24 protein-coding genes are annotated in these 21,951 nt (G+C 68.8%); 3 read left to right on the forward strand and 21 right to left on the reverse strand.

Annotation, left to right across the window (positions count from 1 at the left end; all coding sequences use genetic code 11):
- Positions 1-8: 8 nt before the first annotated feature.
- The 4 genes from ACIBK0_RS08830 to glmS form a co-directional block, all read right to left on the reverse strand.
- On the reverse strand, positions 9-902 hold the full coding sequence (locus ACIBK0_RS08830; RefSeq protein WP_399077146.1) for a L,D-transpeptidase family protein: 894 nt from the start codon (positions 900-902) through the stop codon (positions 9-11).
- Positions 903-1,126: 224 nt separating this feature from the next.
- A complete protein-coding gene (locus ACIBK0_RS08835; RefSeq protein ID WP_399077148.1) occupies positions 1,127-2,557 on the reverse strand; it encodes an NAD(P)H-hydrate dehydratase in 1,431 nt (476 codons plus the stop codon).
- 67 nt (positions 2,558-2,624) lie between these two features.
- Positions 2,625-2,996, reverse strand: a complete 372-nt coding sequence (locus ACIBK0_RS08840) for a holo-ACP synthase (RefSeq protein WP_399077150.1) — start codon at positions 2,994-2,996, stop codon at positions 2,625-2,627.
- Between the two features lie 480 nt (positions 2,997-3,476).
- Positions 3,477-5,324 carry a glutamine--fructose-6-phosphate transaminase (isomerizing) gene (glmS, locus tag ACIBK0_RS08845; RefSeq protein ID WP_399077152.1) on the reverse strand — a complete coding sequence of 616 codons (1,848 nt, stop codon included), beginning with the start codon at positions 5,322-5,324 and terminating at the stop codon, positions 3,477-3,479.
- Positions 5,325-5,484: 160 nt separating this feature from the next.
- Between glmS and coaA the strand changes: the two genes are divergently transcribed.
- Positions 5,485-6,474, forward strand: coding sequence for a type I pantothenate kinase (coaA, locus tag ACIBK0_RS08850; RefSeq protein WP_399077154.1), 990 nt, complete (start codon positions 5,485-5,487; stop codon positions 6,472-6,474).
- Between the two features lie 16 nt (positions 6,475-6,490).
- Positions 6,491-7,438, forward strand: coding sequence for a DUF389 domain-containing protein (locus ACIBK0_RS08855; protein ID WP_399077156.1), 948 nt, complete (start codon positions 6,491-6,493; stop codon positions 7,436-7,438).
- Between the two features lie 115 nt (positions 7,439-7,553).
- Here ACIBK0_RS08855 and glmM read toward each other — a convergent pair whose 3' ends face one another.
- The 4 genes from glmM to ACIBK0_RS08875 all read right to left on the reverse strand — a co-directional run bounded on the left by glmM (position 7,554) and on the right by ACIBK0_RS08875 (position 11,655).
- On the reverse strand, positions 7,554-8,912 hold the full coding sequence (gene glmM, locus ACIBK0_RS08860) for a phosphoglucosamine mutase (RefSeq protein ID WP_399077158.1): 1,359 nt from the start codon (positions 8,910-8,912) through the stop codon (positions 7,554-7,556).
- 180 nt (positions 8,913-9,092) lie between these two features.
- Entirely contained in the window at positions 9,093-9,614 is a 522-nt protein-coding gene (gene rpsI, locus ACIBK0_RS08865) for a 30S ribosomal protein S9 (RefSeq protein WP_189190312.1), read from the reverse strand.
- A 41-nt stretch (positions 9,615-9,655) separates the two neighbouring features.
- Positions 9,656-10,099, reverse strand: a complete 444-nt coding sequence (gene rplM / locus ACIBK0_RS08870) for a 50S ribosomal protein L13 (protein WP_399077161.1) — start codon at positions 10,097-10,099, stop codon at positions 9,656-9,658.
- Positions 10,100-10,443: 344 nt separating this feature from the next.
- Positions 10,444-11,655, reverse strand: coding sequence for a glycosyltransferase family 87 protein (locus ACIBK0_RS08875; protein ID WP_399077163.1), 1,212 nt, complete (start codon positions 11,653-11,655; stop codon positions 10,444-10,446).
- A gap of 74 nt (positions 11,656-11,729) precedes the next feature.
- Here ACIBK0_RS08875 and ACIBK0_RS08880 point away from each other — a divergent pair, with 74 nt between their 5' ends.
- A complete protein-coding gene (locus ACIBK0_RS08880) occupies positions 11,730-12,617 on the forward strand; it encodes a hypothetical protein (protein ID WP_399077165.1) in 888 nt (295 codons plus the stop codon).
- A 137-nt stretch (positions 12,618-12,754) separates the two neighbouring features.
- Here ACIBK0_RS08880 and ACIBK0_RS08885 read toward each other — a convergent pair whose 3' ends face one another.
- The 13 genes from ACIBK0_RS08885 to secY all read right to left on the reverse strand — a co-directional run bounded on the left by ACIBK0_RS08885 (position 12,755) and on the right by secY (position 21,751).
- Positions 12,755-13,507: a polyprenol monophosphomannose synthase gene (locus ACIBK0_RS08885; protein WP_399077167.1), complete on the reverse strand. Its 753-nt coding sequence runs from the start codon at positions 13,505-13,507 to the stop codon at positions 12,755-12,757.
- A 3-nt stretch (positions 13,508-13,510) separates the two neighbouring features.
- Positions 13,511-13,801: a UDP binding domain-containing protein gene (locus ACIBK0_RS08890; RefSeq protein ID WP_399077169.1), complete on the reverse strand. Its 291-nt coding sequence runs from the start codon at positions 13,799-13,801 to the stop codon at positions 13,511-13,513.
- A 31-nt stretch (positions 13,802-13,832) separates the two neighbouring features.
- Complete coding sequence (gene truA, locus ACIBK0_RS08895; RefSeq protein WP_399077171.1) at positions 13,833-14,690, reverse strand: tRNA pseudouridine(38-40) synthase TruA; 858 nt, start codon at positions 14,688-14,690, stop codon at positions 13,833-13,835.
- 130 nt (positions 14,691-14,820) lie between these two features.
- Positions 14,821-15,339 carry a 50S ribosomal protein L17 gene (gene rplQ, locus ACIBK0_RS08900; RefSeq protein WP_399077173.1) on the reverse strand — a complete coding sequence of 173 codons (519 nt, stop codon included), beginning with the start codon at positions 15,337-15,339 and terminating at the stop codon, positions 14,821-14,823.
- A gap of 128 nt (positions 15,340-15,467) precedes the next feature.
- Complete coding sequence (locus ACIBK0_RS08905; protein WP_003966937.1) at positions 15,468-16,490, reverse strand: DNA-directed RNA polymerase subunit alpha; 1,023 nt, start codon at positions 16,488-16,490, stop codon at positions 15,468-15,470.
- Between the two features lie 142 nt (positions 16,491-16,632).
- Positions 16,633-17,037: a 30S ribosomal protein S11 gene (rpsK, locus tag ACIBK0_RS08910; RefSeq protein WP_003956432.1), complete on the reverse strand. Its 405-nt coding sequence runs from the start codon at positions 17,035-17,037 to the stop codon at positions 16,633-16,635.
- 98 nt (positions 17,038-17,135) lie between these two features.
- Complete coding sequence (rpsM, locus tag ACIBK0_RS08915) at positions 17,136-17,516, reverse strand: 30S ribosomal protein S13 (RefSeq protein ID WP_028805755.1); 381 nt, start codon at positions 17,514-17,516, stop codon at positions 17,136-17,138.
- 216 nt (positions 17,517-17,732) lie between these two features.
- The gene (rpmJ, locus tag ACIBK0_RS08920) at positions 17,733-17,846 is read right to left on the reverse strand and encodes a 50S ribosomal protein L36 (protein WP_003998809.1); all 114 of its coding nucleotides are present in this window, start codon (positions 17,844-17,846) and stop codon (positions 17,733-17,735) included.
- Positions 17,847-17,916: 70 nt separating this feature from the next.
- Positions 17,917-18,138: a translation initiation factor IF-1 gene (infA, locus tag ACIBK0_RS08925; protein WP_003948620.1), complete on the reverse strand. Its 222-nt coding sequence runs from the start codon at positions 18,136-18,138 to the stop codon at positions 17,917-17,919.
- A 200-nt stretch (positions 18,139-18,338) separates the two neighbouring features.
- Positions 18,339-18,581: a hypothetical protein gene (locus ACIBK0_RS08930; RefSeq protein ID WP_399077176.1), complete on the reverse strand. Its 243-nt coding sequence runs from the start codon at positions 18,579-18,581 to the stop codon at positions 18,339-18,341.
- A gap of 169 nt (positions 18,582-18,750) precedes the next feature.
- On the reverse strand, positions 18,751-19,590 hold the full coding sequence (gene map / locus ACIBK0_RS08935; protein ID WP_399077178.1) for a type I methionyl aminopeptidase: 840 nt from the start codon (positions 19,588-19,590) through the stop codon (positions 18,751-18,753).
- 191 nt (positions 19,591-19,781) lie between these two features.
- Complete coding sequence (locus ACIBK0_RS08940) at positions 19,782-20,438, reverse strand: adenylate kinase (RefSeq protein ID WP_399077180.1); 657 nt, start codon at positions 20,436-20,438, stop codon at positions 19,782-19,784.
- Positions 20,438-21,751: a preprotein translocase subunit SecY gene (gene secY / locus ACIBK0_RS08945; RefSeq protein WP_399077182.1), complete on the reverse strand. Its 1,314-nt coding sequence runs from the start codon at positions 21,749-21,751 to the stop codon at positions 20,438-20,440. Before secY ends, ACIBK0_RS08940 begins: the two co-directional genes overlap by 1 nt.
- Between the last annotated feature and the right edge of the window lie 200 nt (positions 21,752-21,951).

A 21,951-nucleotide genomic window follows, 5' to 3' on the forward strand; every position in this document is an offset into this window, starting at 1 on the left:
GTCCGGCATCAGGTGCCTGCCCTGCGTCCCCACACGTACACGTGGTCGCCCGTCTTCGTGACGCTCCACAGTTTGCGGGCGTCGGCGAGGCGCAGATTGATGCATCCCCACGAGCCGTTGGGGTCGTAGACGCTGCCGTAGATGGCGTGAAAGGCCTGTCCGCCACTGAAGAACTGGCTGTACGGCATGGGGCTGTTGTAGAGCGTCGACCAATGGTTCTTGTGCTTCCAGTAGATCTTGAACCAGCCCGTGCGGGTCCGGTATCCGGCCCGCCCGCTCCGCATCGGCACCGGCCCCCACAGCACCTTCTTCCCCTTCTGCGCCCAGGTGAGCTGGCGTTTCAGGTCCACACAGACGACGCGGTACGACCGGACGGGGCACTTTCCGGCCGCGTTCGGGTTCTTCCTCGCCGAGAGCAGCTGCATATGGGCCCAGGTGACGGGTCCGGCGTACCCGGAATTCGGCTTGATCCCATATTTCGTCTGAAACGACCGAATTGCAGCACAATCGGCGGCGGACTGCTTCCCGTCCACCTTCCGCTTCAGCCAGCGCTCCACCTGCCGCTGATAAGGCCCCGTCCGCTTGCTGCACGTCACGGCCTTGACCGCGGCGGCGTCGCTGAGCGGTACGTACTCGATGAGCACATCCGTTCCGGCCGGCGCGTTCCGTGGCTCAACAGCGTCCTCCGCGGCCGTGGGGGTGTACACCCTCGGCGCGAGCATCTGGTCCGGCGTGTCGATCTGCCACGGCTGATGGGGGCCCGGAGGCACGCCGGGCACCAGCTCGCTCCCCGGTCCGGGAGCGGGGGGACCGCTCGCCGCGAGGGCACTCTCAACGGGCAACACGGCCAACAGCGCGAGCACCACCGCCGCGCCCCGGCACCTCATATGTCCGATCATCATGCAATCAGCCATACGCAACGGATCGCCGGTTCCGCCTGAGCCGCGCGGACCGGGTCCCCCATTCGGCCAAGGCTTTGTTTCGCCCCGCCGCCCCTGAAGGGGCGCGGGGAACTGCGCGACGAGCCCCCACCGTCCCGCGGCCAAAAGACAAACCAGGGGGTCTTGGGGCGCAGCCCCCAGGTACGGGACGGGTAGAGGCAGCGGGGGCGAAACCCTCCCGGCGTTCAGTCGCGGACGTCGCGCCACGCGTCCGGGATGGCGGAGGCCACGTCATGGGCTCCGGCAGGCGCCCCGTCCGCGGCGAACCGCCCCGCGAGCCCATGGAGGTACGCGGCAACGCTCCCCGCGTCCAACGCGGACAGCCCGGCCGCGAGCAGCGAGCCGGCCAGCCCGGACAGCACGTCCCCACTCCCCGCGGTGGCCAGCCAGGCCGTCCCCGTGGAGTTCACCCGCACAGCCCCGCCCCCCGCATCGGCCACCAGCGTCGTCGCCCCCTTGAGCAACACCGTCGCCCCGTACAGCCCCGCCAATTCCCGCACGGAAGCCAGCCGGGCCCCCTCGACGGCCTCCCGCGAAACCCCGAGCAGCGCGGCGGCCTCCCCGGCGTGCGGGGTCATCAACGTGGGCGCACTCCGCGCCCGTACGGCGTCCCGGTCCGCGAGCCGCAACCCGTCCGCGTCCACCAGCACCGGCACCTCCGCCGCGAGCACCTCCGCGACAGCCGACGCGTCGTCCCCGGCCCCGGGTCCCACGACCCACGCCTGAACCCGTCCGGCCCGCGCGGGCCCCTGGCCGGAGACGAGGGTCTCCGGAAAGCGCGCGATCACCGCGTCCGCCGCGGGTCCGACGTACCGCACGGCTCCCGCCCCACCCCGCAGCGCACCGGACACGGCGAGCACCGCCGCCCCGGGATAGCGCGCGGACCCGGCGGCGATCCCGACGACACCGCGCCGGTACTTGTCGCTCTCCGCCCCGGGCACCGGCAGCCGCGCTGCTACGTCCGCGTGCTGCAGTGCCTCCAGCTCGGCCTCGGCGGGCAGTTCGAGCCCGATGTCGACGAGGCGTACGGAACCGGCGTATCCGCGGGCCGGATCGATGAGCAGCCCCGGTTTGTGCGTCCCGAACGTCACTGTGAGATCGGCGCGCACCGCCGCGCCGAGGACCTCCCCGGTGTCCGCCTCGATACCGCTCGGCAGATCGACGGCGACCACGGCGGCACGGGAGTCCGCGGCGAACTCGGCCAACGGCGCGGCGTCCGGCCGCAGCCCGCCCTTGCCGCCGATCCCGACGATGCCGTCGACGACCAGGTCGGCGCGCCGGATGAGGCGCTCGGCGGCAGCGGGGGCCGCCGAGGTACCCCCCGCCCGCCGCAGCGCCGCCAGCCCCCCGGCATGCGTCCGTTCGGGGGCGAGCAGCACCGCGGTGACGCCCGCGCCGCGGCGGGCGAGGCGCGCCCCCGCGTAGAGGGCGTCGCCGCCGTTGTCACCGCTGCCGACGAGCAGCACGACCCGGCTGGCATACACCCGTCCCAGCAACTCCGCGCAGGCCGCTGCCAGTCCGGCGGCCGCGCGCTGCATCAATGCCCCCTCGGGAAGCCGCGCCATCAGCTCCCGCTCGGCTGTTCTTACGCTCTCCACGCTGTACGCAGTACGCATACCGCCGAGTCTCCCGTACCGACGCCCGCCGTGCGCTCGAAGCCCGGGCACGGCGCCCCGCGTCGACCTACCCCTCCGCCACCACCACCGCCGAAGCCACCCCCGCGTCATGACTGAGCGACACGTGCCAGGAGCGCACGCCCAGTTCGGCTGCCCGGGCCGCCACCGTGCCCTTCACCCGCAGCCGTGGCTGACCGCTGTCCTCGACGTAGACCTCGGCGTCGGTCCAGTACAGACCCGCCGGGGCGCCCAGCGCCTTGGCCAGCGCCTCCTTCGCGGCGAAGCGCGCGGCCAGGGACGCGATGCCCCGGCGCTCGCCGCTCGCCAGGTACAACTCCTCTTCGAGGAAAACTCGTTCGGCCAGTCCGGGCGTGCGCTCCAGCGACGCCCGGAACCGGTCGATCTCGGCCACGTCGATACCGACCCCGATGATGCTCATGCCTCGCACCCTAAGGGGCGGGGCACCGGAGCCCGTTCGCACGACGGGAAAATGCCACCCCCCTGCCGGCCTGCGGCGACTTCACACCGAGCGCACAGGCACCGGGAGGCCTGCCGGTGCGGGGCACATCCACGTACGCCATGGGGCGGAGGCATGACCAGCGGCCGGGGCGTCCACTGGGCGGGCCTCACCGTCGCCCCGCAGTACTCCTCGTCCTCCGTCGCCGGCAACCCGCAAGCGCCCGAAGGCTCCCGCGCCGCCGCGCGCCCCGGGCACCTGGGCCCCGACGGCCCTCTTCTGCCTTCTGGTCGCACCGGCCGGGCCTGGCCGGCACTCGGCGTGTACCTCGCCACGGACCGGATCGGCGAGTCGGCGGTACGGAGCCCGCAGCTGCGGACTGTCCAGCTACAGCGAGCTGGGCACCTGGAGCCTCACCCCCGACCAGGTCCGGCGGGGCCGGCGGGGCCGGCCGGCCCCGCCTCACTCCACGGTGACCGACTTCGCCAGGTTCCGAGGCTGATCCACCTCGTTCCCCCGAGCCGTCGCCAGCTCGCAGGCGAACACCTGCAAGGGGACCGTCGACACCAGCGGCTGGAGGAGGGTGGGCGTCGCCGGGATGCGGATCAGGTGATCGGCGTACGGCACGACCGCCTCGTCACCCTCCTCCGCGATGACGATGGTGCGGGCGCCCCGCGCCCGGATCTCCTGGATGTTGGACACGATCTTGTCGTGCAGGACCGAGCGGCCACGCGGGGACGGCACCACGACCACCACCGGCAGGTCCTCTTCGATCAGCGCGATCGGACCGTGCTTCAGCTCGCCCGCCGCGAAGCCCTCGGCGTGCATGTACGCCAGTTCCTTCAGCTTGAGGGCGCCTTCGAGCGCGACCGGGTAGCCCACGTGCCGCCCGAGGAACAGCACGGTGTTCTTGTCGGCCAGGGAGCGCGCCAGCTCCCGTACCGGCTCCATGGTCTCCAGGACCCGCTCGACCTCCCGGGAGATCCGGGACAGCTCACGGATGACGGCCTGGATCTCGTCGCCCCACTTGGTGCCGCGGACCTGGCCCAGATACAGGGCGACCAGATAGCAGGCGACCAGCTGCGTCAGGAACGCCTTCGTGGACGCGACCGCGACCTCCGGGCCCGCATGCGTGTACAGCACCGCGTCCGACTCGCGCGGGATCGTCGAGCCGTTCGTGTTGCAGATGGCCAGCACCTTGGAGCCCTGCTCGCGGGCGTGCCGCAGCGCCATCAGCGTGTCCATGGTCTCGCCGGACTGCGAGATGGCGATGACGAGGGTGCGCGGGTCGAGGATCGGGTCCCGGTAGCGGAACTCGCTCGCCAGCTCCACCTCGCACGGAATCCGCGTCCAGTGCTCGATGGCGTACTTGGCGATCAGCCCGGCATGGAAGGCCGTACCGCAAGCCACGATGACGACCTTGTCGACCTCGCGCAGCACCGACACCGGGATGCGCACCTCGTCCAGCGTCAGCGAGCCGGACGCGTCGATACGGCCGAGGAGCGTATCGGCGACAGCCTTGGGCTGCTCGGCGATCTCCTTGAGCATGAAGTAGTCGTAACCGCCCTTTTCGGCCGCCGAAGCGTCCCAGTCGACGTGGTACGAGCGCACGTCCGCGGGGCGGCCGTCGAAGCCGGTGACCGTCACGCCGTCCCGGCGCAGCTCCACCACCTGGTCCTGGCCCAGCTCGATCGCCGACCGCGTATGGGCGATGAACGCGGCGACGTCCGAGGCGAGAAAGGCCTCGCCCTCCCCGACGCCCACCACGAGCGGCGAGTTCCGGCGCGCTCCGACCACCACATCCGGATCGTCGGCGTGCACCGCGACCAGCGTGAACGCACCCTCCAGCCGCCGGCACACCAGCCGCATCGCCTCCGCCAGGTCGGCGCAGGACGAGAACTCCTCGGCGAGCAGATGCGCGACCACCTCGGTGTCCGTCTCGGAGACCAGGTCGTGTCCCCGCTCGGCCAACTCGGCGCGCAGCAGGGCGAAGTTCTCGATGATCCCGTTGTGGACGACGGCGACCCGGCCCGCGTTGTCCAGATGCGGATGCGCGTTGGCGTCGGTGGGGCCGCCGTGGGTGGCCCAGCGGGTGTGCCCGATGGCCGTCGTTCCGGTCGGCAGCGGCCGGTCGACCAGCTCCTTCTCCAGGTTGACGAGCTTGCCGGCCTTCTTCGCGGCGGCGAGCCCGCCGTCCGCCGGCACGGCGACGCCCGCCGAGTCGTATCCCCGGTACTCCAGCCGCTTCAGTCCGGCCATCACCACATCAAGCGCCGACTGCGACCCCACGTATCCCACGATTCCGCACATGGCCGCAGCCTAAGGGCCCACACCCGCCCGATCCCGGTACTGCGTGCCCGATATCGGAAATTCCAGCCGCCCCCAGGCCCAGGGCTCCGACGCAACCCTGTGTGACCCGGCGTGACGGACCCCACCCCCCATCCCGTCCATACTCCCGTAACAATGGACTGTGATCTCTCCGGTCTCCTCGATATCCCGGAGCGCCCACCGGTCCAGGCCGGAGGCGACTCCCTACGTCGACCTCACCCGTACCGAGTGGAGCGCGCTGCGCGAAAAGACGCCGCTCCCGCTCAACGCGGAGGAGGTCGAGAAGCTGCGCGGTCTGGGCGACGTCATCGACCTCGACGAGGTCCGGGACATCTATCTGCCACTGTCCAGACTGCTCAATCTGTACATCGGCGCCACCGACGGACTCAGAGGCGCCCTGAACACCTTCCTCGGCGAGAAGGGCTCCCAGTCGGGCACCCCGTTCGTCATAGGAGTCGCCGGTTCGGTGGCCGTCGGCAAGTCCACCGTCGCCCGGCTCCTGCAGGCCCTGCTCTCCCGCTGGCCCGAGCACCCGCGCGTCGAGCTGGTCACCACGGACGGCTTCCTGCTGCCCACCAAGGAGCTGGAAGCGCGCGGTCTGATGTCGCGTAAAGGTTTCCCCGAGTCGTACGACCGCCGCGCCCTGACCCGGTTCGTCGCCGACATCAAGGCGGGCAAGGACGAGGTCACCGCCCCCGTCTACTCGCATCTGATCTACGACATCGTCCCTGGCCGACGGCTCACGGTCCGCCGCCCCGACATCCTCATCGTCGAAGGCCTGAACGTGCTGCAGCCGGCCCTGCCCGGCAAGGACGGCCGCACCCGCGTCGGCCTCGCGGACTACTTCGACTTCAGCGTGTACGTCGACGCCCGGCCCGAGGACATCGAGCGCTGGTACCTCAACCGCTTCAAGAAGCTGCGCCAGACCGCCTTCCAGAAGCCCGACTCGTACTTCCGCAGGTACACCCAGGTCTCCGAGGAGGAGGCGCTCGACTACGCCCGCACGACCTGGCGGACCATCAACAAGCCCAATCTGCTGGAGAACGTGGCCCCGACGCGCGGCCGGGCGACCCTCGTCGTGCGCAAGGGCCCCGACCACAAGGTGCAGCGCCTGAGCCTGCGCAAGCTCTGACCATTACCCTGCGGCCATGCTGCATCTGCGCCTGATCACCCCCGCCGACCGCACCGATGACGTCATACGTCTGATCGAGCGGACGGTCGGCACGACCCACCTGGCCGTGCTGCCGGGGGCGGCCCGCAACCCCGTGGGCGATGTCGTCATGTGCGACGTCGCCCGGGAGGCCGGCGACGAACTCCTGACCGGGCTGCAGGAGTTGGGGATCGATCGGAGCGGCTCGATCGCCGTCGAGAACATCGACCTGTCGCTGTCGAAGCGGGCCGACAAGGCGGAGGAGGAAGCACCGGGCGAGGGTGCCGACGCGGTGCTGTGGGAGCACCTGACGGACGCGACGCACGAGGAGTCCACGCTCTCGGTCACCTACGTCGCGTTCATCACGCTGGCCACGATGATCGCGGCCTGCGGTGTGGTCCTCGACAACGCGATCCTGATCGTGGGCGCGATGGCGGTCGGCCCGGAGTTCGGACCGCTGGCCGGGTTCTGCACGGCCCTGGTGCGCCGCGCCCCGCGGCTCGCGTGGCGCTCGCTGACCGCGCTGCTCGTGGGCTTCGCCATCGCGATGCTGGTGACGGTGGCCTTCAGCTACTTCATGGACGCGGTCGGCCTGTTCAGCGACACGCAGCTGGGCGCCCAGCGCCCCAACACCAACTTCATCTACCGGCCCGACTGGTTCTCGTTCGTCGTGGCCGTCCTCGCCGGCTGCGCGGGCACACTGTCCCTGACCTCCGCCAAGTCGGGCGCCCTGGTGGGCGTCGCCATCTCGGTGACCACGGTCCCGGCCGCCGCGAACGCCGCCGTCGCCTTCAGCTACACCGAGTACCACCAGGCGTGGGGCTCCACCGAGCAGCTGCTGCTGAACCTGCTGGGCATCGTGCTGGCCGGCACGCTCACGCTGCTGGCCCAGAAGTGGCTCTGGGCCCGGCAGCGGGAGCGCACCGCAGCACTGAGCCGGTTCTAGTGCCCGGCGGGCAACGTTTGCCTGACGGGGCGAACGTTGCCTGCTGGGGCACTAGGCCCTGTCATCACACTCCCGCCTGCGCCCCGGGCGGACGACGGGAGTGTGACGACAGGACCTAGCCGAGCGCCGACTTCACCGCGTCGGCGAGCCGCCCTGCCACCGACCGCGCATGGTCGATGTCGGCGGCCTCGACCATCACCCGCACGAGCGGCTCGGTGCCCGACGAACGGAGCAACACCCGGCCGGTGGATCCGAGTTCGCGCTCGGCGTCGGCCACTGCGGTGGCCAGCTCGGCCGAGGTCTTCACCCGCGACTTGTCGACGTCGGGCACATTGATCAGCACCTGCGGCAGCCGCTCCATGACCGATGCGAGGTCCTGGAGCGTACGGCCCGTCTGCGCGATCCGGGCCGCCAGCAGCAGACCGGTCAGCGTGCCGTCGCCGGTGGTGGCGTGGTCGAGGATGATGACGTGCCCGGACTGCTCGCCGCCGAGGGCGTAGCCGTGCTCCTTCATCTCCTCCAGGACGTAACGGTCGCCGACCGCCGTCTGGATGAGCGAAAGACCCTCGCGCTCCATGGCGAGCTTGAAGCCCAGGTTGGACATGACGGTCGCGACGACGGTGTCGGAGCGCAGTGCGGAACGCTCCCGCATCGCCAGCGCGAGTACGGCCAGGATCTGGTCGCCGTCCACCTCGGCGCCCGTGTGGTCCACGGCGAGGCAGCGGTCGGCGTCGCCGTCGTGCGCGATGCCGAGGTCGGCGCCGTGTTCGAGGACGGCGGCCTGGAGCTTGGCCAAGTGGGTGGAGCCGCAGCCGTCGTTGATGTTGAGCCCGTCCGGCTCGGCGCCGATCGTGATGATCTCGGCGCCGGCCCGCGTGAAGGCCTCCGGCGAGACCCGGGCGGCTGCGCCGTGTGCCTCGTCGAGGACGACCTTCACCCCGTCCAGGCGGTTCGGCAGGACGCCGACGAGGTGGGCGACGTACTGGTCGAACCCTTCCTCGTACGTGCGCACGCGCCCGACGCCGGCACCGGTGGGCCGGTCCCAGGGAGCGCCGGTGCGGTGCTCCTCGTACACGCCCTCGATCCGGTCCTCCAGCTCGTCGGCGAGCTTGTGGCCGCCGCGGGCGAAGAACTTGATCCCGTTGTCGGGCATGGCGTTGTGGCTGGCGGAGAGCATCACGCCGAGGTCGGCGCCCAGCGCACCGGTGAGGTACGCCACCGCGGGGGTGGGCAGCACACCGACGCGCAGGACGTCCACGCCCGCGCTGGCCAGGCCCGCGACCACGGCGGCCTCCAGGAACTCCCCGGACGCGCGCGGGTCCCGCCCGACCACCGCGACCGGCCGGTGGCCCTCGAACGTGCCCGCCTCGGCCAGTACGTGCGCCGCTGCCACGGAGAGACCGAGCGCGAGCTCGGCCGTCAGATCCGCGTTGGCGACACCGCGCACGCCGTCCGTGCCGAAGAGTCGTCCCACTTGTCCTCCTGAGGAAGCTTCAGAGTTCGGAAGTCATCCGATCACACGAGCCTTTGAGCGCCTTGTGCCGTTATACGCCCATGACTGTGATAAACGAACGCCCCGGCGGCACTGTGGCGTGCCGCCGGGGCGTTCGGACGTACTACGCGTACTGCGACGCGTACGAGCAGGCAGCGAAGATTAACGCTTGCTGTACTGCGGGGCCTTACGGGCCTTCTTGAGACCGGCCTTCTTGCGCTCGACCGCACGGTCGTCGCGCTTGAGGAAGCCGGCCTTCTTCAGGGCGCCGCGGTTGTTGTCCACGTCGGCCTCGTTCAGGGCGCGGGCCACGCCGAGGCGCAGGGCACCGGCCTGACCGGAGACGCCGCCACCCGAGATGCGGGCGATGACGTCGTAGCGGCCGTCGAGCTCGAGCACCTTGAAGGGCTCGTTGACTTCCTGCTGGTGCACCTTGTTGGGGAAGTAGTCCTCAAGGGTGCGACCGTTGATCTTCCACTTGCCGGAGCCCGGGACGATCCGGACGCGGGCAATGGCGTTCTTGCGACGGCCCAGGCCGGCGGCCGGCTGCGGCTCGCCGAAGCGGCCGGCGAGGGACTCCGAGGTGTACTCGCCCTCGACGGGGACCTCGGACTCGGTGGTGTACTGGTCGATGTCGACGAGCTCAGTCTCTTCGACCGGCTGCTCAACGGTGGTCTCGGCCACGATTCTCCTCAGATTCTCTGTGTCTTAGGGGGTGGCCGGAACTACTGCGCGACCTGGGTGATCTCGAACGGCACCGGCTGCTGGGCAGCGTGCGGGTGCTGGTCGCCCGAGTAGACCTTCAGCTTCGAGAGCATCTGACGGCCCAGGGAGTTCTTGGGGAGCATGCCCTTGACGGCCTTCTCGACGGCCTTCTCGGGGTTCTTGTCCAGCAGCTCGTCGTAGCGGACGGAGCGCAGACCACCCGGGTAACCGGAGTGGCGGTACGCCATCTTCTGGGTCCGCTTGTTGCCGGACAGGTGCACCTTGTCCGCGTTGATGATGATGACGAAGTCACCAGCGTCGACGTGGGGGGCAAAGATCGGCTTGTGCTTGCCCCGCAGGAGGGTGGCGGCAGTGGTCGCCAGGCGTCCCAGGACGACGTCCTGGGCGTCGATGACGTGCCACTGGCGAGTGATGTCGCCGGGCTTGGGGCTGTACGTACGCACGGTTCGTAGCCTTCGCTTCTTCAGTGAGTGGGTCCTGACAAGGCCACCACGGACGATCACGACAGCCCTGACCGCACTGCGGTGACGCATACCGCGTGCTGGTCGCTGGTCATCGGCCCCGGTGGACCGGTGTAAGGGCCCCTCACGTGAGAATGAGCAAGCCAATACACATAACGAATCGCTAGCCTACCCGCGCTGCCCCTGAAGGGTCAAAACGCGGGTCGAACCCCTGGGGATGCGGCGCTCCGGGTACCGCCGCGAGGGTCGCTACCGCCGTGGCCACCACCACTGCGGCCATCACCGCCGCGGCCGCTACCGCCGCCGTCGCTTACCGCTGCCGTCGCTCATCGCTGTGGGCAATCGTCCCGCAGCGCGGGACGGGCGGGCACAGCCTGCAGGGCCGGGCGGCTTCCGACACGCCCCAAGGACAGCTCCGGCCGAACGGCTACGGCAGCAGCCAGCACACACAACGTAAGGCAGTCCCGAAAGGCCCGCCGGGTCACCGGCTCCAGCCAGGGCCAGCTGAAACCGGGCACCTGCGGCACCAGCGCAAGCCAGAACCACGGACTCCGGGCGACCGAGCCCGGAAGCGGCACCCCCGCGACCAGCAGCGGCACCACGACCAGCAGATAGTGGTCGTACGACGGCCGGGACACCAAAAACGCCGACAGCATCAGCGTCACGGCGGTCTCGACCAGCCGCAGCGGCCCAGGATCGGCCCGACACCAGCGCCGGTACGCACACCAGACCCCCGCCCCGGCGGCCATGAAGGCGATCGAGGTCGCCACCCCCTGCGGCACCCCGAGCCGTGCCAGCACGGGCCCCGGCGAAGCCTCGTACAGTCGTACGAACCTGTCGTGCCCCCGCAGCAGGAACGGCAGCGTCCGCGTGACAAACCCCGCAGGATCGGGCATCAGCAGCGCCGCCCCGCCGGAGACCACCGCGGGCACCAGGACAAGCGAGCCCAGTCCACGCCACTCCCGGGCGAAGACGAAGAGCAGCGCCACCGGCGCGAGCAGGGGCTTCAGGACGATCGCGGCGCCGATCACCACCCCGGCCGCGACCCACCGCCCCCGTACCGCGCACAGCAACCCCAGCGGCAGCGCGACCGCCGCCGTCACGGTCCAGTTGCCGAGCGTCACCAGATGTCCGAAGGGTGCGAAGCCCAGCGCGAGCCCGGTCAGGCCGAGTACGGCGAAGCGGCTGCGCCACGCGATCCCGTGGATGCGGAGCGCGCAGCCCCAGCCCGCCGCCAGTAGTCCGGTCACCGCCAGCGGCACGAGCACCCGCAGCACGGCCAGTGGCAGCAGCGCCTGCGGCACCGCCGCGAGCACCGCGCCGGGCAGATAGAGGAAGTGCGGGTCGGCATACGGCGAGCCGCCGTCCAGCCAGGTCCGGGCCGCCCGGACGACGATCGCGTTGTCCATCCCGCCGTCCGAGCTCCTGCGCACGACGTTCACGACCGGGACGCACAGCACCAGGGCCAACACCGCCCACGCATGCCAGGACGCCCGTCGCACCAACCACCCGGAGATGTCACTTTTGCCCTCGTTCATGCAGGTCACGCTAGGGGCTCAAGTGCGCTGTGATGCGGAACGGCACCCCCCAACACCCGTCTAAGATGCGGCGCATGAGTTATGGGCAGGGTGGGCAGGGGCAGCCCCCGTGGGATCCCTGGAAGCCGGGTTCTCAGCAGCCTCAATGGGGCAACCAGAGCACCGATCGGACTCCTGACTGGGCAGCACTCGCCGAGGCGTCCGAGTCGCGCAACAAACGGCGCAGGCTGCTGTTCATCGGCGGCGCGGCGCTCGCCACGATCGGGGTCGGCGCGGCCGTCGCCGTGGCCGTGGTGTCCGCGAACGGGAACGGCCAGGCCTCGAATCAGCCGTCCGACCTCCCCGCCACCGCGACCATCCCGAGCGACACCACTGCGCCGGCCCCGTCGTTCGAGCCGACGTCGGCCCCGCCCCCGCTGGACCCGAAGGACTTCATATCCAGCGCGAAGAAGGACAAGGCGCCGCTCAGCCCGGACATCCTCTTCCCCGGTACGCAGCTCACCATGGGCGACCGCGTCTACCGCAAGGGTCCGACGGCCGACACGAAGAACTGTGCCTCGGCCACGAAGGGCACCCTCCCGGCGATCCTCACCAAGAACGGCTGCACACGCGTCCTGCGCGTCACCTACACCAAGGACGGTGTCGCGGTGACGGTCGGCGTGGCCGTCTTCGACACCGAGGCGCAGGCGACCAAGGCCAAGGGTGATGCGGACAAGAAGAGCATCGTCACCTCGCTGTCCGGCAACGCCGTCAAGCCCTTCTGCGACTCCGCCGTCTGCCGCTCGACCACCAACTCCTACGGCCGCTACGCCTACTTCACCCTCGCCGGGTTCACCAACGGCAAGGACGTGACGACGAAGGACACCAAGGTCTTCACCAGCGGCGACGACATCGCCGAGTTCGCCTTCCGGCAGATCCGCCGGCGCGGCGAGGCCCAGGCGTCGGCGGCGGCCAACGAGTAGCGGCCCCGGGCGGCGGCCGACGAGGATCGACCGCCGCCGCACGAGGCACTACGGGATACGGGACTACTGGCCTACGCCACTGCTTGCTGCCGCGCTGCGTGTTGCTCCGCTACGCGGCTCCCCCGCTTGTTACCGCCCTACTTGTGCTTCATCCGCAGGCGGATCGGCACCACCGCCGACTCCAGCTGCGTACGCAGCGTCATCTTGGAGACCCCCTCGGTCCGCTCCTCGAAGCGGATCGGGATCTCCACGGCGCTGTGTCCGGCGCGCACCGCCTTGTACTTGAGCTCGACCTGGAAGCTGTAGCCGGCGCTGTCGAGCGTTGCCAGGTCGACATCGCCCAGGGTCGCGGCCGACCAGAGGTTGAACCCGGCCGTGATGTCCCGGATCTTGGTGCCGAGCACGGCACGGGCGTAGCCGTTCGCGAAGCGCGAGAGCAGCACCCGGTGCACACCCCAGTCCTCGTCGAGCGAGCCGCCCTCGACATACCGGCTGCCGATGACGAGTCCCACGCCGGTGGCCACGGCCGTGCCGAGCATCCTGGGCACGGCGTCCACGGGATGGCTGCCGTCGGCGTCCATCTGCACGACGTACGCGGCGCCCTCTTCGAGAGCGGCGCTCATCCCGGCCGTGTACGCCCTTCCCAGACCGTCCTTCTCGGTCCGGTGCAGCACGCTCATCCGGCGCCGCCCGTCGGCGTTGTACTTCTCCGCGAGCTCCTCCGCGATCCGCCCGGTGCCGTCCGGGCTGGAGTCGTCCACGATCTTCAAGTGCAGCCCGGCGAGCGGCAGTTGGAGGACGGCCTCGGCCATCCGGGGCAGATTCGCCGCCTCGTTGTACGTCGGCATCACCACGGTGACCGCCACGTCCGCCCCCACGTCGTACGTCATGCTCTACTTCCCCTCCCCTGCGGGCGCGGGTCGTCCCCGCGCCCGGAATTGCCGGCCCGCCGCGGTCCAGCGGTCCGCGCCGAGCACCCCTCTGCCGTCCACGATCCGTGGACGGGACACCAGTGACACAAGCGGCCCGGGGTCCAGTTCACGGAACCGCGGCCACTCGGTCAGATGCAGCATGAGGGCGGCCCGTTGCAGCGCTTCCTCGGGCGAGACCGCGTACCCGAGGAGCGGATGCGCCTTGCGGGGGCTGCCCATCGCCTCGGGGTCGTAGACCGTGAAATGCCGCATAATGCTGGAAATCCCACGACCCAAAGGTCGTTCAGCAGCAACCCGCCCCGGGCAGCGAACGCTTGTTCCGCGCCTCCTTGTTCCGCGCGGCCAGCAACTCGTCGGCGGGGTAACCGACTTCTTCCAGCGTGAGTCCGTGCGGCCGTACGACATGAACCGCCGAATCCCGTACGCCGGCGGCCAGTACCTTCCCGGGCCAATCGGGCCCGCGGTGCCCGTCCCCGACGAACAGCAGGGCGCCGATCAGCGAGCGCACCATGTTGTGGCAGAAGGCGTCGGCACGGACGGTGGCGGTGATGATCCCGTCGTCACCGCGTACGAGGCTCAGCTCCTGGAGCGTACGAATGGTCGTCGCGCCCTCGCGCTTCTTGCAGTAGGCGGCGAAGTCGTGCTCCCCGACGAGCCGTTGAGCGGCCTCGTTCATGGCATCGACGTCCAACGGCCAGTCGTGCCACAGGACATGATGGCGCAGCAGCGGGTCCACACCACCGGGGTTGTCGGTGACGCGGTAGGCGTACCGCCGCCAGATCGCTGAGAAGCGCGCGTTGAACCCTTCGGGCGCCTCGGTCAGGGACCACACCCGGACGTCCTTCGACAGCCGCCCGGCCAGCCGCTTCAGCAGCTTCTCCTGATGCTCGGCCCACAGCTCGACCGGCAGATCGACATGCGCCACCTGCCCCCGCGCATGGACGCCGGCATCGGTCCGCCCGGCCACGGTCAGCTCGTACGTCGTCTCCTTCGACCGCGTCACCGTTCGCAGAGCATCCTCGATCTCCGCCTGCACGGTCCGCTGCCCCCTGGCCTGCTTGGCCCACCCGGAGAACTCGCTCCCATCGTAGGAAAGGTCCATCCGCACACGCACAAACCCGGGCTGCACTTCGTCACTCACACCTAGATCCTCTCAGGCCATCACGCCCACCGACCGTGGGCAGCGGCCGGCCGCACCCTCACAGGCTGTGGGCAAACGCGAAAGCGGGCCCGCCCCGCAGGGGCGGACCCGCTCACCGCAAGGCAGAGCCTCAGGCGTCCTTGGACTCGTCGCCCTCGGCCGCGGCCGGAGCCGCGTCCTCGACGACCTCGGCCGGAGCCTCGGTCTTGGCCTCTGCGGCCGGAGCCTCGGCGTCCTTCGCGGCACGCTTGGTCGCCGCCTCGGCCTCACCGGTGGCCTGCTGGGCCACGGTCAGGGCCTCCACCAGCTCGATGACAGCCATGGGCGCGTTGTCGCCACGGCGGTTACCGATCTTGGTGATACGGGTGTAACCACCCGGGCGGTTCTCGTAGCGCGGGCCGATCTCGGTGAAGAGCGTGTGCACGATGCTCTTGTCCGTGATCACCGCGAGCACCTGACGGCGGTTGTGAAGGTCACCCTTCTTCGCCTTGGTGACCAGACGCTCCGCGTACGGGCGCAGGCGACGGGCCTTCGCCTCGGTGGTGGTGATGCGGCCGTGCTCGAAGAGCGACTTCGCGAGGTTCGCGAGGAGCAGCTTCTCGTGCGCGGCGCTGCCGCCCAGACGGGCACCCTTGGTGGGCTTCGGCATGGTGTTTCTCCTAGGTGTCTGCCCCGGCCGTATCAGGTACCGAGGTCAGTGTCCGAGCGGGCGATTGCCCGTCGGAGATCCGGGGCCCCGAAGGGCCCCGGAGGACGGGAGCCGTCCCAGTACCGGGATCAGTACTGCTCGGTCTCCACGAAACCGGCGTCCGCGTCGTCGTCGGCGCCGAAGGCGTCGGCAGCGGCCGTCGGGTCGAATCCGGGCGGGCTGTCCTTGAGGGCCAGGCCCATGCCGGCCAGCTTCGCCTTGACCTCGTCGATGGACTTCGCACCGAAGTTGCGGATGTCCAGGAGGTCGGCCTCGGAGCGGGCGACGAGCTCACCCACGGAGTGGATGCCCTCACGCTTGAGGCAGTTGTAGGAGCGGACCGTGAGCTCCAGCTCCTCGATCGGCAGCGCGAGGTCGGCGGCAAGGGCGGCGTCCGTGGGGGACGGGCCCATGTCGATGCCCTCGGCGTCGATGTTGAGCTCGCGGGCCAGACCGAACAGCTCGACCAGGGTCTTACCGGCCGACGCCATGGCGTCACGCGGACGCATGGCCTGCTTGGTCTCGACGTCGACGATCAGCTTGTCGAAGTCGGTGCGCTGCTCGACACGGGTCGCCTCGACCTTGTACGTGACCTTCAGCACCGGCGAGTAGATCGAGTCGACCGGGATGCGCCCGATCTCCTGACCGACCTGCTTGTTCTGAACGGCGGAGACGTAGCCGCGACCGCGCTCGACGGTCAGCTCCATCTCCAGCTTGCCCTTGCCGTTGAGCGTGGCGAGGACGAGGTCGGGGTTGTGCACCTCGACACCGGCCGGGGGCGCGATGTCGGCGGCGGTCACGAGACCCGGGCCCTGCTTGCGCAGGTACATCACGACGGGCTCGTCGTGCTCCGAGGAGACGACCAGCTGCTTGATGTTGAGGATCAGGTCGGTGACGTCCTCCTTGACGCCCGGCACGGTGGTGAACTCGTGCAGAACGCCGTCGATGCGGATGGACGTGACCGCCGCACCCGGGATCGAGGAGAGGAGCGTACGACGCAGGGAGTTGCCGAGGGTGTAACCGAAGCCCGGCTCCAGCGGCTCGATCACGAACCGGGAGCGGAACTCGTCGACGACCTCTTCGGTCAACGAGGGACGCTGAGCGATCAGCATGTGTGGATCAGATCCTTCTTTCGTGGACGCCCGCTATTTGACGCCCGACGGAACCGCACGTTTCACAGTGCGGGTATTGCAAGGGTACGGGCGGCACCGCTCCGAAGAGCCGTACCGCCCGAAACCTCAAGACAACCGAGCCTCAGACGCGGCGGCGCTTGGGCGGACGGCAGCCATTGTGCGGGGTGGGGGTGACGTCCTGAATGGAGCCGACCTCGAGGCCAGTGGCCTGGAGGGAGCGGATCGCGGTCTCGCGACCGGAGCCCGGGCCCTTCACGAAGACGTCAACCTTGCGCATGCCGTGCTCCTGCGCGCGGCGGGCGGCCGACTCGGCGGCCATCTGCGCGGCGAAGGGGGTGGACTTGCGCGAGCCCTTGAAGCCGACGTGGCCGGCGGAGGCCCAGGAGATCACGTTGCCCGAGGGGTCCGTGATCGAGACGATCGTGTTGTTGAACGTGCTCTTGATGTGAGCGTGCCCGTGAGCGACGTTCTTCTTTTCCTTGCGGCGCACCTTCTTGGCAGCGCCCTGACGACCCTTGGGGGGCATCTATTACTCCTACGGGGAGGTGGTCGGTCCTACAGCGAAGACCGCTTGTATGCGGCGCTCCGGGGCAGACCCGGAAAATCCGCAGCGTCCGCTGAGGACTACTTCTTGCCCGGCTTCTTCTTACCGGCGATGGCGCGACGCGGGCCCTTGCGGGTACGAGCGTTCGTGCTGGTGCGCTGACCGTGGACGGGCAGGCCACGACGGTGGCGCAGACCCTGGTAGCAGCCGATCTCGACCTTGCGGCGGATGTCGGCCTGAATCTCACGACGGAGGTCACCCTCGGTCTTCAGATTGGCGTCCACGTACTCGCGGATCTTGACCAGCTCCTCCTCGGAGAGGTCACGAACGCGGGTGTTCGGGTTCACGCCGGTCTCGGCCAGCGTCTGCTGGGAAAGGGTCCGGCCGATGCCGAACACATAGGTGAGGGCGACCTCCACACGCTTGTCGCGCGGGATGTCAACACCGGAAACGCGTGCCATTCAATGGCTCCAGTTGTCGTTCGGAGGTCTTCCGCAGAACCGGATCCCGCCCGCCGTCCTCTTCTCTTGCGAAGATCGAAGATTCGGTACGAACCGGGTCCCCGGCCTCCGACCGGGGGTGTCAGGCCTGATGAGACTCAGCCCTGGATTCTGCGTATGAACATGTACTGCTTGCGTCGCGCGAATATCTGCGGATGCAGAAGGTTCGGTCGTGCGTCAGCCCTGGCGCTGCTTGTGGCGCGGGTTTTCGCAGATGACCATGACCCGGCCGTGACGGCGGATCACCCTGCACTTGTCGCAGATCTTCTTGACGCTCGGCTTGACCTTCATTAGGTGAGGTTCTCCGGGTCAGTGCCACCCCCCGCGTCCCGGAACCGGGAGCACGGAGCAAAGGCAAGATCTACTTGTACCGGTAGACGATCCGGCCACGCGTCAGGTCGTACGGAGACAACTCCACCACGACCCGGTCGTCAGGGAGGATGCGGATGTAGTGCATACGCATCTTGCCGCTGATGTGTGCCAGGACCTGGTGGCCGTTCTGGAGCTCGACCTTGAACATGGCGTTCGGAAGAGACTCGACGACAGTGCCCTCGATCTCGATGGCACCTTGCTTCTTGGCCACGCTTCGCCCTTCGAATCGACTACCTTGATCGACTCCGCACGAGCGCATGCAGGCATGCGGGTGCACGAGAGCCGACGAGTCAGTCTACGTCAGAGCCCCCGGAAAGACGAATTCTCCCGGTCCCCTTCGCCTCTCATGACGATGCCCCACCCATCGACGCGGTATGCGCGATGGGCGGGGCAGGCTGTCCACCGGGTCGGCTAGTTGTGCACCGTCACACAGGCGGTTCCGTTGGACGCCGTGCCGTCCACGAAGGCCTGGCCGCAGACGTCCGTACCGTTCGGCCAGTTCTTGTTGATCGGCACCTTGTAGTAGGTCTGCCGGGTGACGTTGTTGTAGTAGGTGGTGAGCGGCGACCACTTCACGTAGTGCGCCTTCTCCGCGTAGATCTTGAACTTGCCGTGGAAGACCTCGTCCCCCGAGTAGGCCTTGATCCAGTTCACGTGGAGCCCCGAACCATCAACGTGAACACAGGCCGACGAGTGACATCCATTCGCGGACGGGAAGGCAGGTGCGCCGCCACCAGCGTGAGAGCGAACGCCCCCGCGGTAACGATCGAACTCAAGATCGATTAGGGCGGCCCTTTTACCCGTCCTTGATCACATACGTGCGTCAGTTCGCCAGCGGATCGGGAGCCGCGGTGACCCCGTACTCGGCGAGCTTTGCCCTGCCGCCGTCCGGAGCCGTCAGCACGAGCGGGCCCTGTTCGGTCAGGGCGACCGAGTGCTCCCAGTGGGAGGACCAGGTGCCGTCGGTCGTGATGACCGTCCAGTCGTCCTCGAGGACCTCGGTCTTCGGCGTGCCCAAGGACACCATCGGCTCGATGGCCAGGCAGAAGCCGGGGACCAACTTGGGGCCCTTACCGCGCTTGCGCTCGACGTAGTTCAGCAGATGCGGGTCCATGTGCATCTCGGTGCCGATGCCGTGGCCGCCGTAGTCCTCGACGATCCCGTAGCGCCCGCCGCCGGGCTTCGGCTGACGGCGGATGTAAGTCTCGATGGCACGGGAGACGTCGACAAGCCGGTTGCCCTGCTTCATCGCCGCGATGCCGGCCCACATCGACTCCTCGGTCACCCGGGAGAGCTCGATCAGCTCCGGAGCGTGACCGGAGCCCACGAACGCCGTGTACGCCGCGTCCCCGTGCCAGCCGTCCACGATGGCGCCGCAGTCGATGGAGATGATGTCGCCGTCCTTAAGGACGACCTCGTCGCTCGGGATGCCGTGGACGACGACCTCGTTGGGCGAGGTGCAGATGGTCGCCGGGAAACCGCCGTACCCCAGGAAGTTCGACTTCGCCCCGTGCTCGGCGAGCACCTTGCGCGCGACCTCGTCCAGGTCCTTGGTCGTGGCGCCGGGCACGGCCGCCTCACGCGTGGCCGCATGGATGGCAGCGACGACCAGCCCGGCCTCACGCATCTTGGCGATCTGCTCGGGGGTTTTGATCTGCACCATGGCGGCTGCGGCCTTTCTGGACCGGGAGTACGGACTTCTCCAACGATACGGGGGACGGCACCGGCCCCGCGGCGCGAGGCGGACGCGCGGTCACGGGCGAGGGTGGCGGGCACGGGCCGAGGGACCCGGCTCACACTTCGGCCGCGGCACCCTCCCGGGGTGCCGCGGCCGGAGCGACGTACAGCTACTGCCTACGCGGCCTGGCGCGACAGTGCCTCCATGGCGCGCGCCGTGACCTCTTCCACCTTGCCGAGCGCCGAGATCGTGACCACCAGGCCCTGGGCCTTGTAGTAGTCGATGATCGGCTCGGTCTGCGTGTGGTAGACCTCCAGGCGCTTGCGGACGGTCTCCTCGGAGTCGTCGTCGCGCTGGTACAGCTCGCCGCCGCAGACGTCGCAGACGCCCTCCTTCTTCGGCGCCTTGTAGGCGACGTGGAAGACGTGCGACGAGTCGTTGCGGCAGATGCGGCGGCCAGCGATACGCCGGACCACCTCGTCCTCGGGGACCTCCAGGTCCAGGACCGCGTCCAGCTTCATGCCCTCGGCCTGCAGCATCTCGTCGAGCGCCTCGGCCTGCGAGACGTTGCGCGGGAAGCCGTCGAGGAGGAAGCCGTTCTCCGCGTCGGGCTGCTCCATGCGGTCCTTGGCCATCGCGATGGTGACCTCGTCCGGCACCAGCTCGCCCTTGTCCATGTAGGACTTCGCGAGTTTGCCGAGTTCCGTCTGCTGGCTGATGTTGGCGCGGAACAGGTCGCCCGTGGAGATGTGCGGGATCGACAGGTTCTTGGCGAGGAACGCGGCCTGCGTTCCCTTGCCGGCACCGGGCGGCCCGACGAGGACGATTCGCATCAGCGGAGGAACCCTTCATAATTGCGCTGCTGGAGCTGGCTCTCGATCTGCTTCACCGTCTCGAGCCCGACACCCACGATGATCAGGATGCTCGTGCCACCGAACGGGAAGTTCTGGTTTGCCCCGAAACCAACCAACGCCATCGTCGGCACGAGAGCGATCAGGCCCAGATACAGCGAACCCGGCCAGGTGATCCGGTTGAGTACGTAGCTCAGGTACTCAGCGGTCGGTCGGCCAGCCCGGATGCCCGGGATGAAGCCACCATACTTCTTCATATTGTCGGCGACTTCCTCGGGGTTGAAGGAGATCGCCACGTAGAAGAAGGCGAAGAAGACGATCAGCAGGAAGTACGTGACGATGTAGATCGGGTGATCGCCCTTGGTCAGGTTGTTGCTGACCCAGGTCTTCCAGCCGGAGTTGCCGCCCGCGAACTGGGCCACAAGGCTCGGGATGTAGAGCAGCGAAGAGGCGAAAATCACGGGGATGACACCCGCCTGATTGACCTTCAGCGGGATGTACGTGGACGTTCCGCCGTACGCCCGTCGGCCGATCATGCGCTTCGCGTACTGGACCGGGATCCGCCGCTGGGCCTGCTCGACGAACACGACCAGGCCGACCATGCACAGACCGACCGCGATCACCGTGCCGAACTCGATCCAGCCGTCGGCCAGCTTGCCCTGGAGCTTGACCGTCCACAGCGCGCTCGGGAAGGTCGCGGCGATCGAGATGAACATCAGGATCGACATGCCGTTGCCGATGCCGCGGTCCGTGATGAGCTCGCCCAGCCACATGACGACACAGGTACCGGCCGTCATCGTGATGACCATGGTCATGGTGGCGAAGATCGACTGGTCGGGCACGATCTGGTTCGCCACGGGGCAGCCCTGGAAGAGGGCGCCGCTGCGAGCGGTGGCCACCAGGCCGGTGCCCTGCAGAACCGCGAGGGCGACCGTCAGATAACGGGTGTACTGCGTGATCTTCGCCGTGCCGGCCTGCCCCTCCTTCTTGAGGGCTTCCAGTCGCGGGATGACCACGGTCAGCAGCTGGAGAATGATGCTCGCCGTGATGTACGGCATGATGCCGAGCGCGAAGACAGTGATCTGGAGCAGCGCGCCACCGCTGAACATATTGATCAGACTGAACAGGCCGCGGTTCGAGCTGGCCACATCCATACAGGTCTGGACAGACTTGTAGTCGACGCCTGGGATCGGGATGTGCGTACCGACCCGGAACACCACGATGATGGCGAGCGTGAAGAGCAGCTTCTTGCGCAGGTCGGGCGTCCTGAACGCCCGGGCGAACGCGGTGAGCACGGTGCCTCCTGCGACCCCCGCGCAAGTGCGTCAGAGGTGACGGTCTTGAGGTTCGACGGATAACTGACAGCTAACCAACAGTCAAATGCTGTCCGGAGTTCCCGTGAGGCACACCGGACGAAAATTTGCAGTGCAGGCCACCTTACCGGCGACACTGCCCCCCTTGGAACGACCAACCGGGGATGCCCCATTTGTGGGGC

The organism is Streptomyces sp. NPDC050564 (assembly GCF_044457265.1).
In the GTDB taxonomy this organism is placed as follows: Bacteria; Actinomycetota; Actinomycetes; order Streptomycetales; family Streptomycetaceae; genus Streptomyces.

Bases quoted from the DNA above. Each gene is read 5' to 3' on its own strand.
- ACIBK0_RS08830 (WP_399077146.1), bottom strand. From the start codon at position 902: ATGATGATCGGACATATGAGGTGCCGGGGCGCGGCGGTGGTGCTCGCG.
- ACIBK0_RS08835 (WP_399077148.1), bottom strand. From the start codon at position 2,557: ATGCGTACTGCGTACAGCGTGGAGAGCGTAAGAACAGCCGAGCGGGAG.
- ACIBK0_RS08840 (WP_399077150.1), bottom strand. From the start codon at position 2,996: ATGAGCATCATCGGGGTCGGTATCGACGTGGCCGAGATCGACCGGTTC.
- glmS (WP_399077152.1), bottom strand. From the start codon at position 5,324: ATGTGCGGAATCGTGGGATACGTGGGGTCGCAGTCGGCGCTTGATGTG.
- ACIBK0_RS08855 (WP_399077156.1), top strand. From the start codon at position 6,491: ATGCTGCATCTGCGCCTGATCACCCCCGCCGACCGCACCGATGACGTC.
- ACIBK0_RS08875 (WP_399077163.1), bottom strand. From the start codon at position 11,655: ATGAACGAGGGCAAAAGTGACATCTCCGGGTGGTTGGTGCGACGGGCG.
- ACIBK0_RS08880 (WP_399077165.1), top strand. From the start codon at position 11,730: ATGAGTTATGGGCAGGGTGGGCAGGGGCAGCCCCCGTGGGATCCCTGG.
- ACIBK0_RS08885 (WP_399077167.1), bottom strand. From the start codon at position 13,507: ATGACGTACGACGTGGGGGCGGACGTGGCGGTCACCGTGGTGATGCCG.
- ACIBK0_RS08890 (WP_399077169.1), bottom strand. From the start codon at position 13,801: ATGCGGCATTTCACGGTCTACGACCCCGAGGCGATGGGCAGCCCCCGC.
- rplQ (WP_399077173.1), bottom strand. From the start codon at position 15,339: ATGCCGAAGCCCACCAAGGGTGCCCGTCTGGGCGGCAGCGCCGCGCAC.
- ACIBK0_RS08905 (WP_003966937.1), bottom strand. From the start codon at position 16,490: ATGCTGATCGCTCAGCGTCCCTCGTTGACCGAAGAGGTCGTCGACGAG.
- rpsK (WP_003956432.1), bottom strand. From the start codon at position 17,037: ATGCCCCCCAAGGGTCGTCAGGGCGCTGCCAAGAAGGTGCGCCGCAAG.
- rpsM (WP_028805755.1), bottom strand. From the start codon at position 17,516: ATGGCACGCGTTTCCGGTGTTGACATCCCGCGCGACAAGCGTGTGGAG.
- rpmJ (WP_003998809.1), bottom strand. From the start codon at position 17,846: ATGAAGGTCAAGCCGAGCGTCAAGAAGATCTGCGACAAGTGCAGGGTG.
- map (WP_399077178.1), bottom strand. From the start codon at position 19,590: ATGGTGCAGATCAAAACCCCCGAGCAGATCGCCAAGATGCGTGAGGCC.
- ACIBK0_RS08940 (WP_399077180.1), bottom strand. From the start codon at position 20,438: ATGCGAATCGTCCTCGTCGGGCCGCCCGGTGCCGGCAAGGGAACGCAG.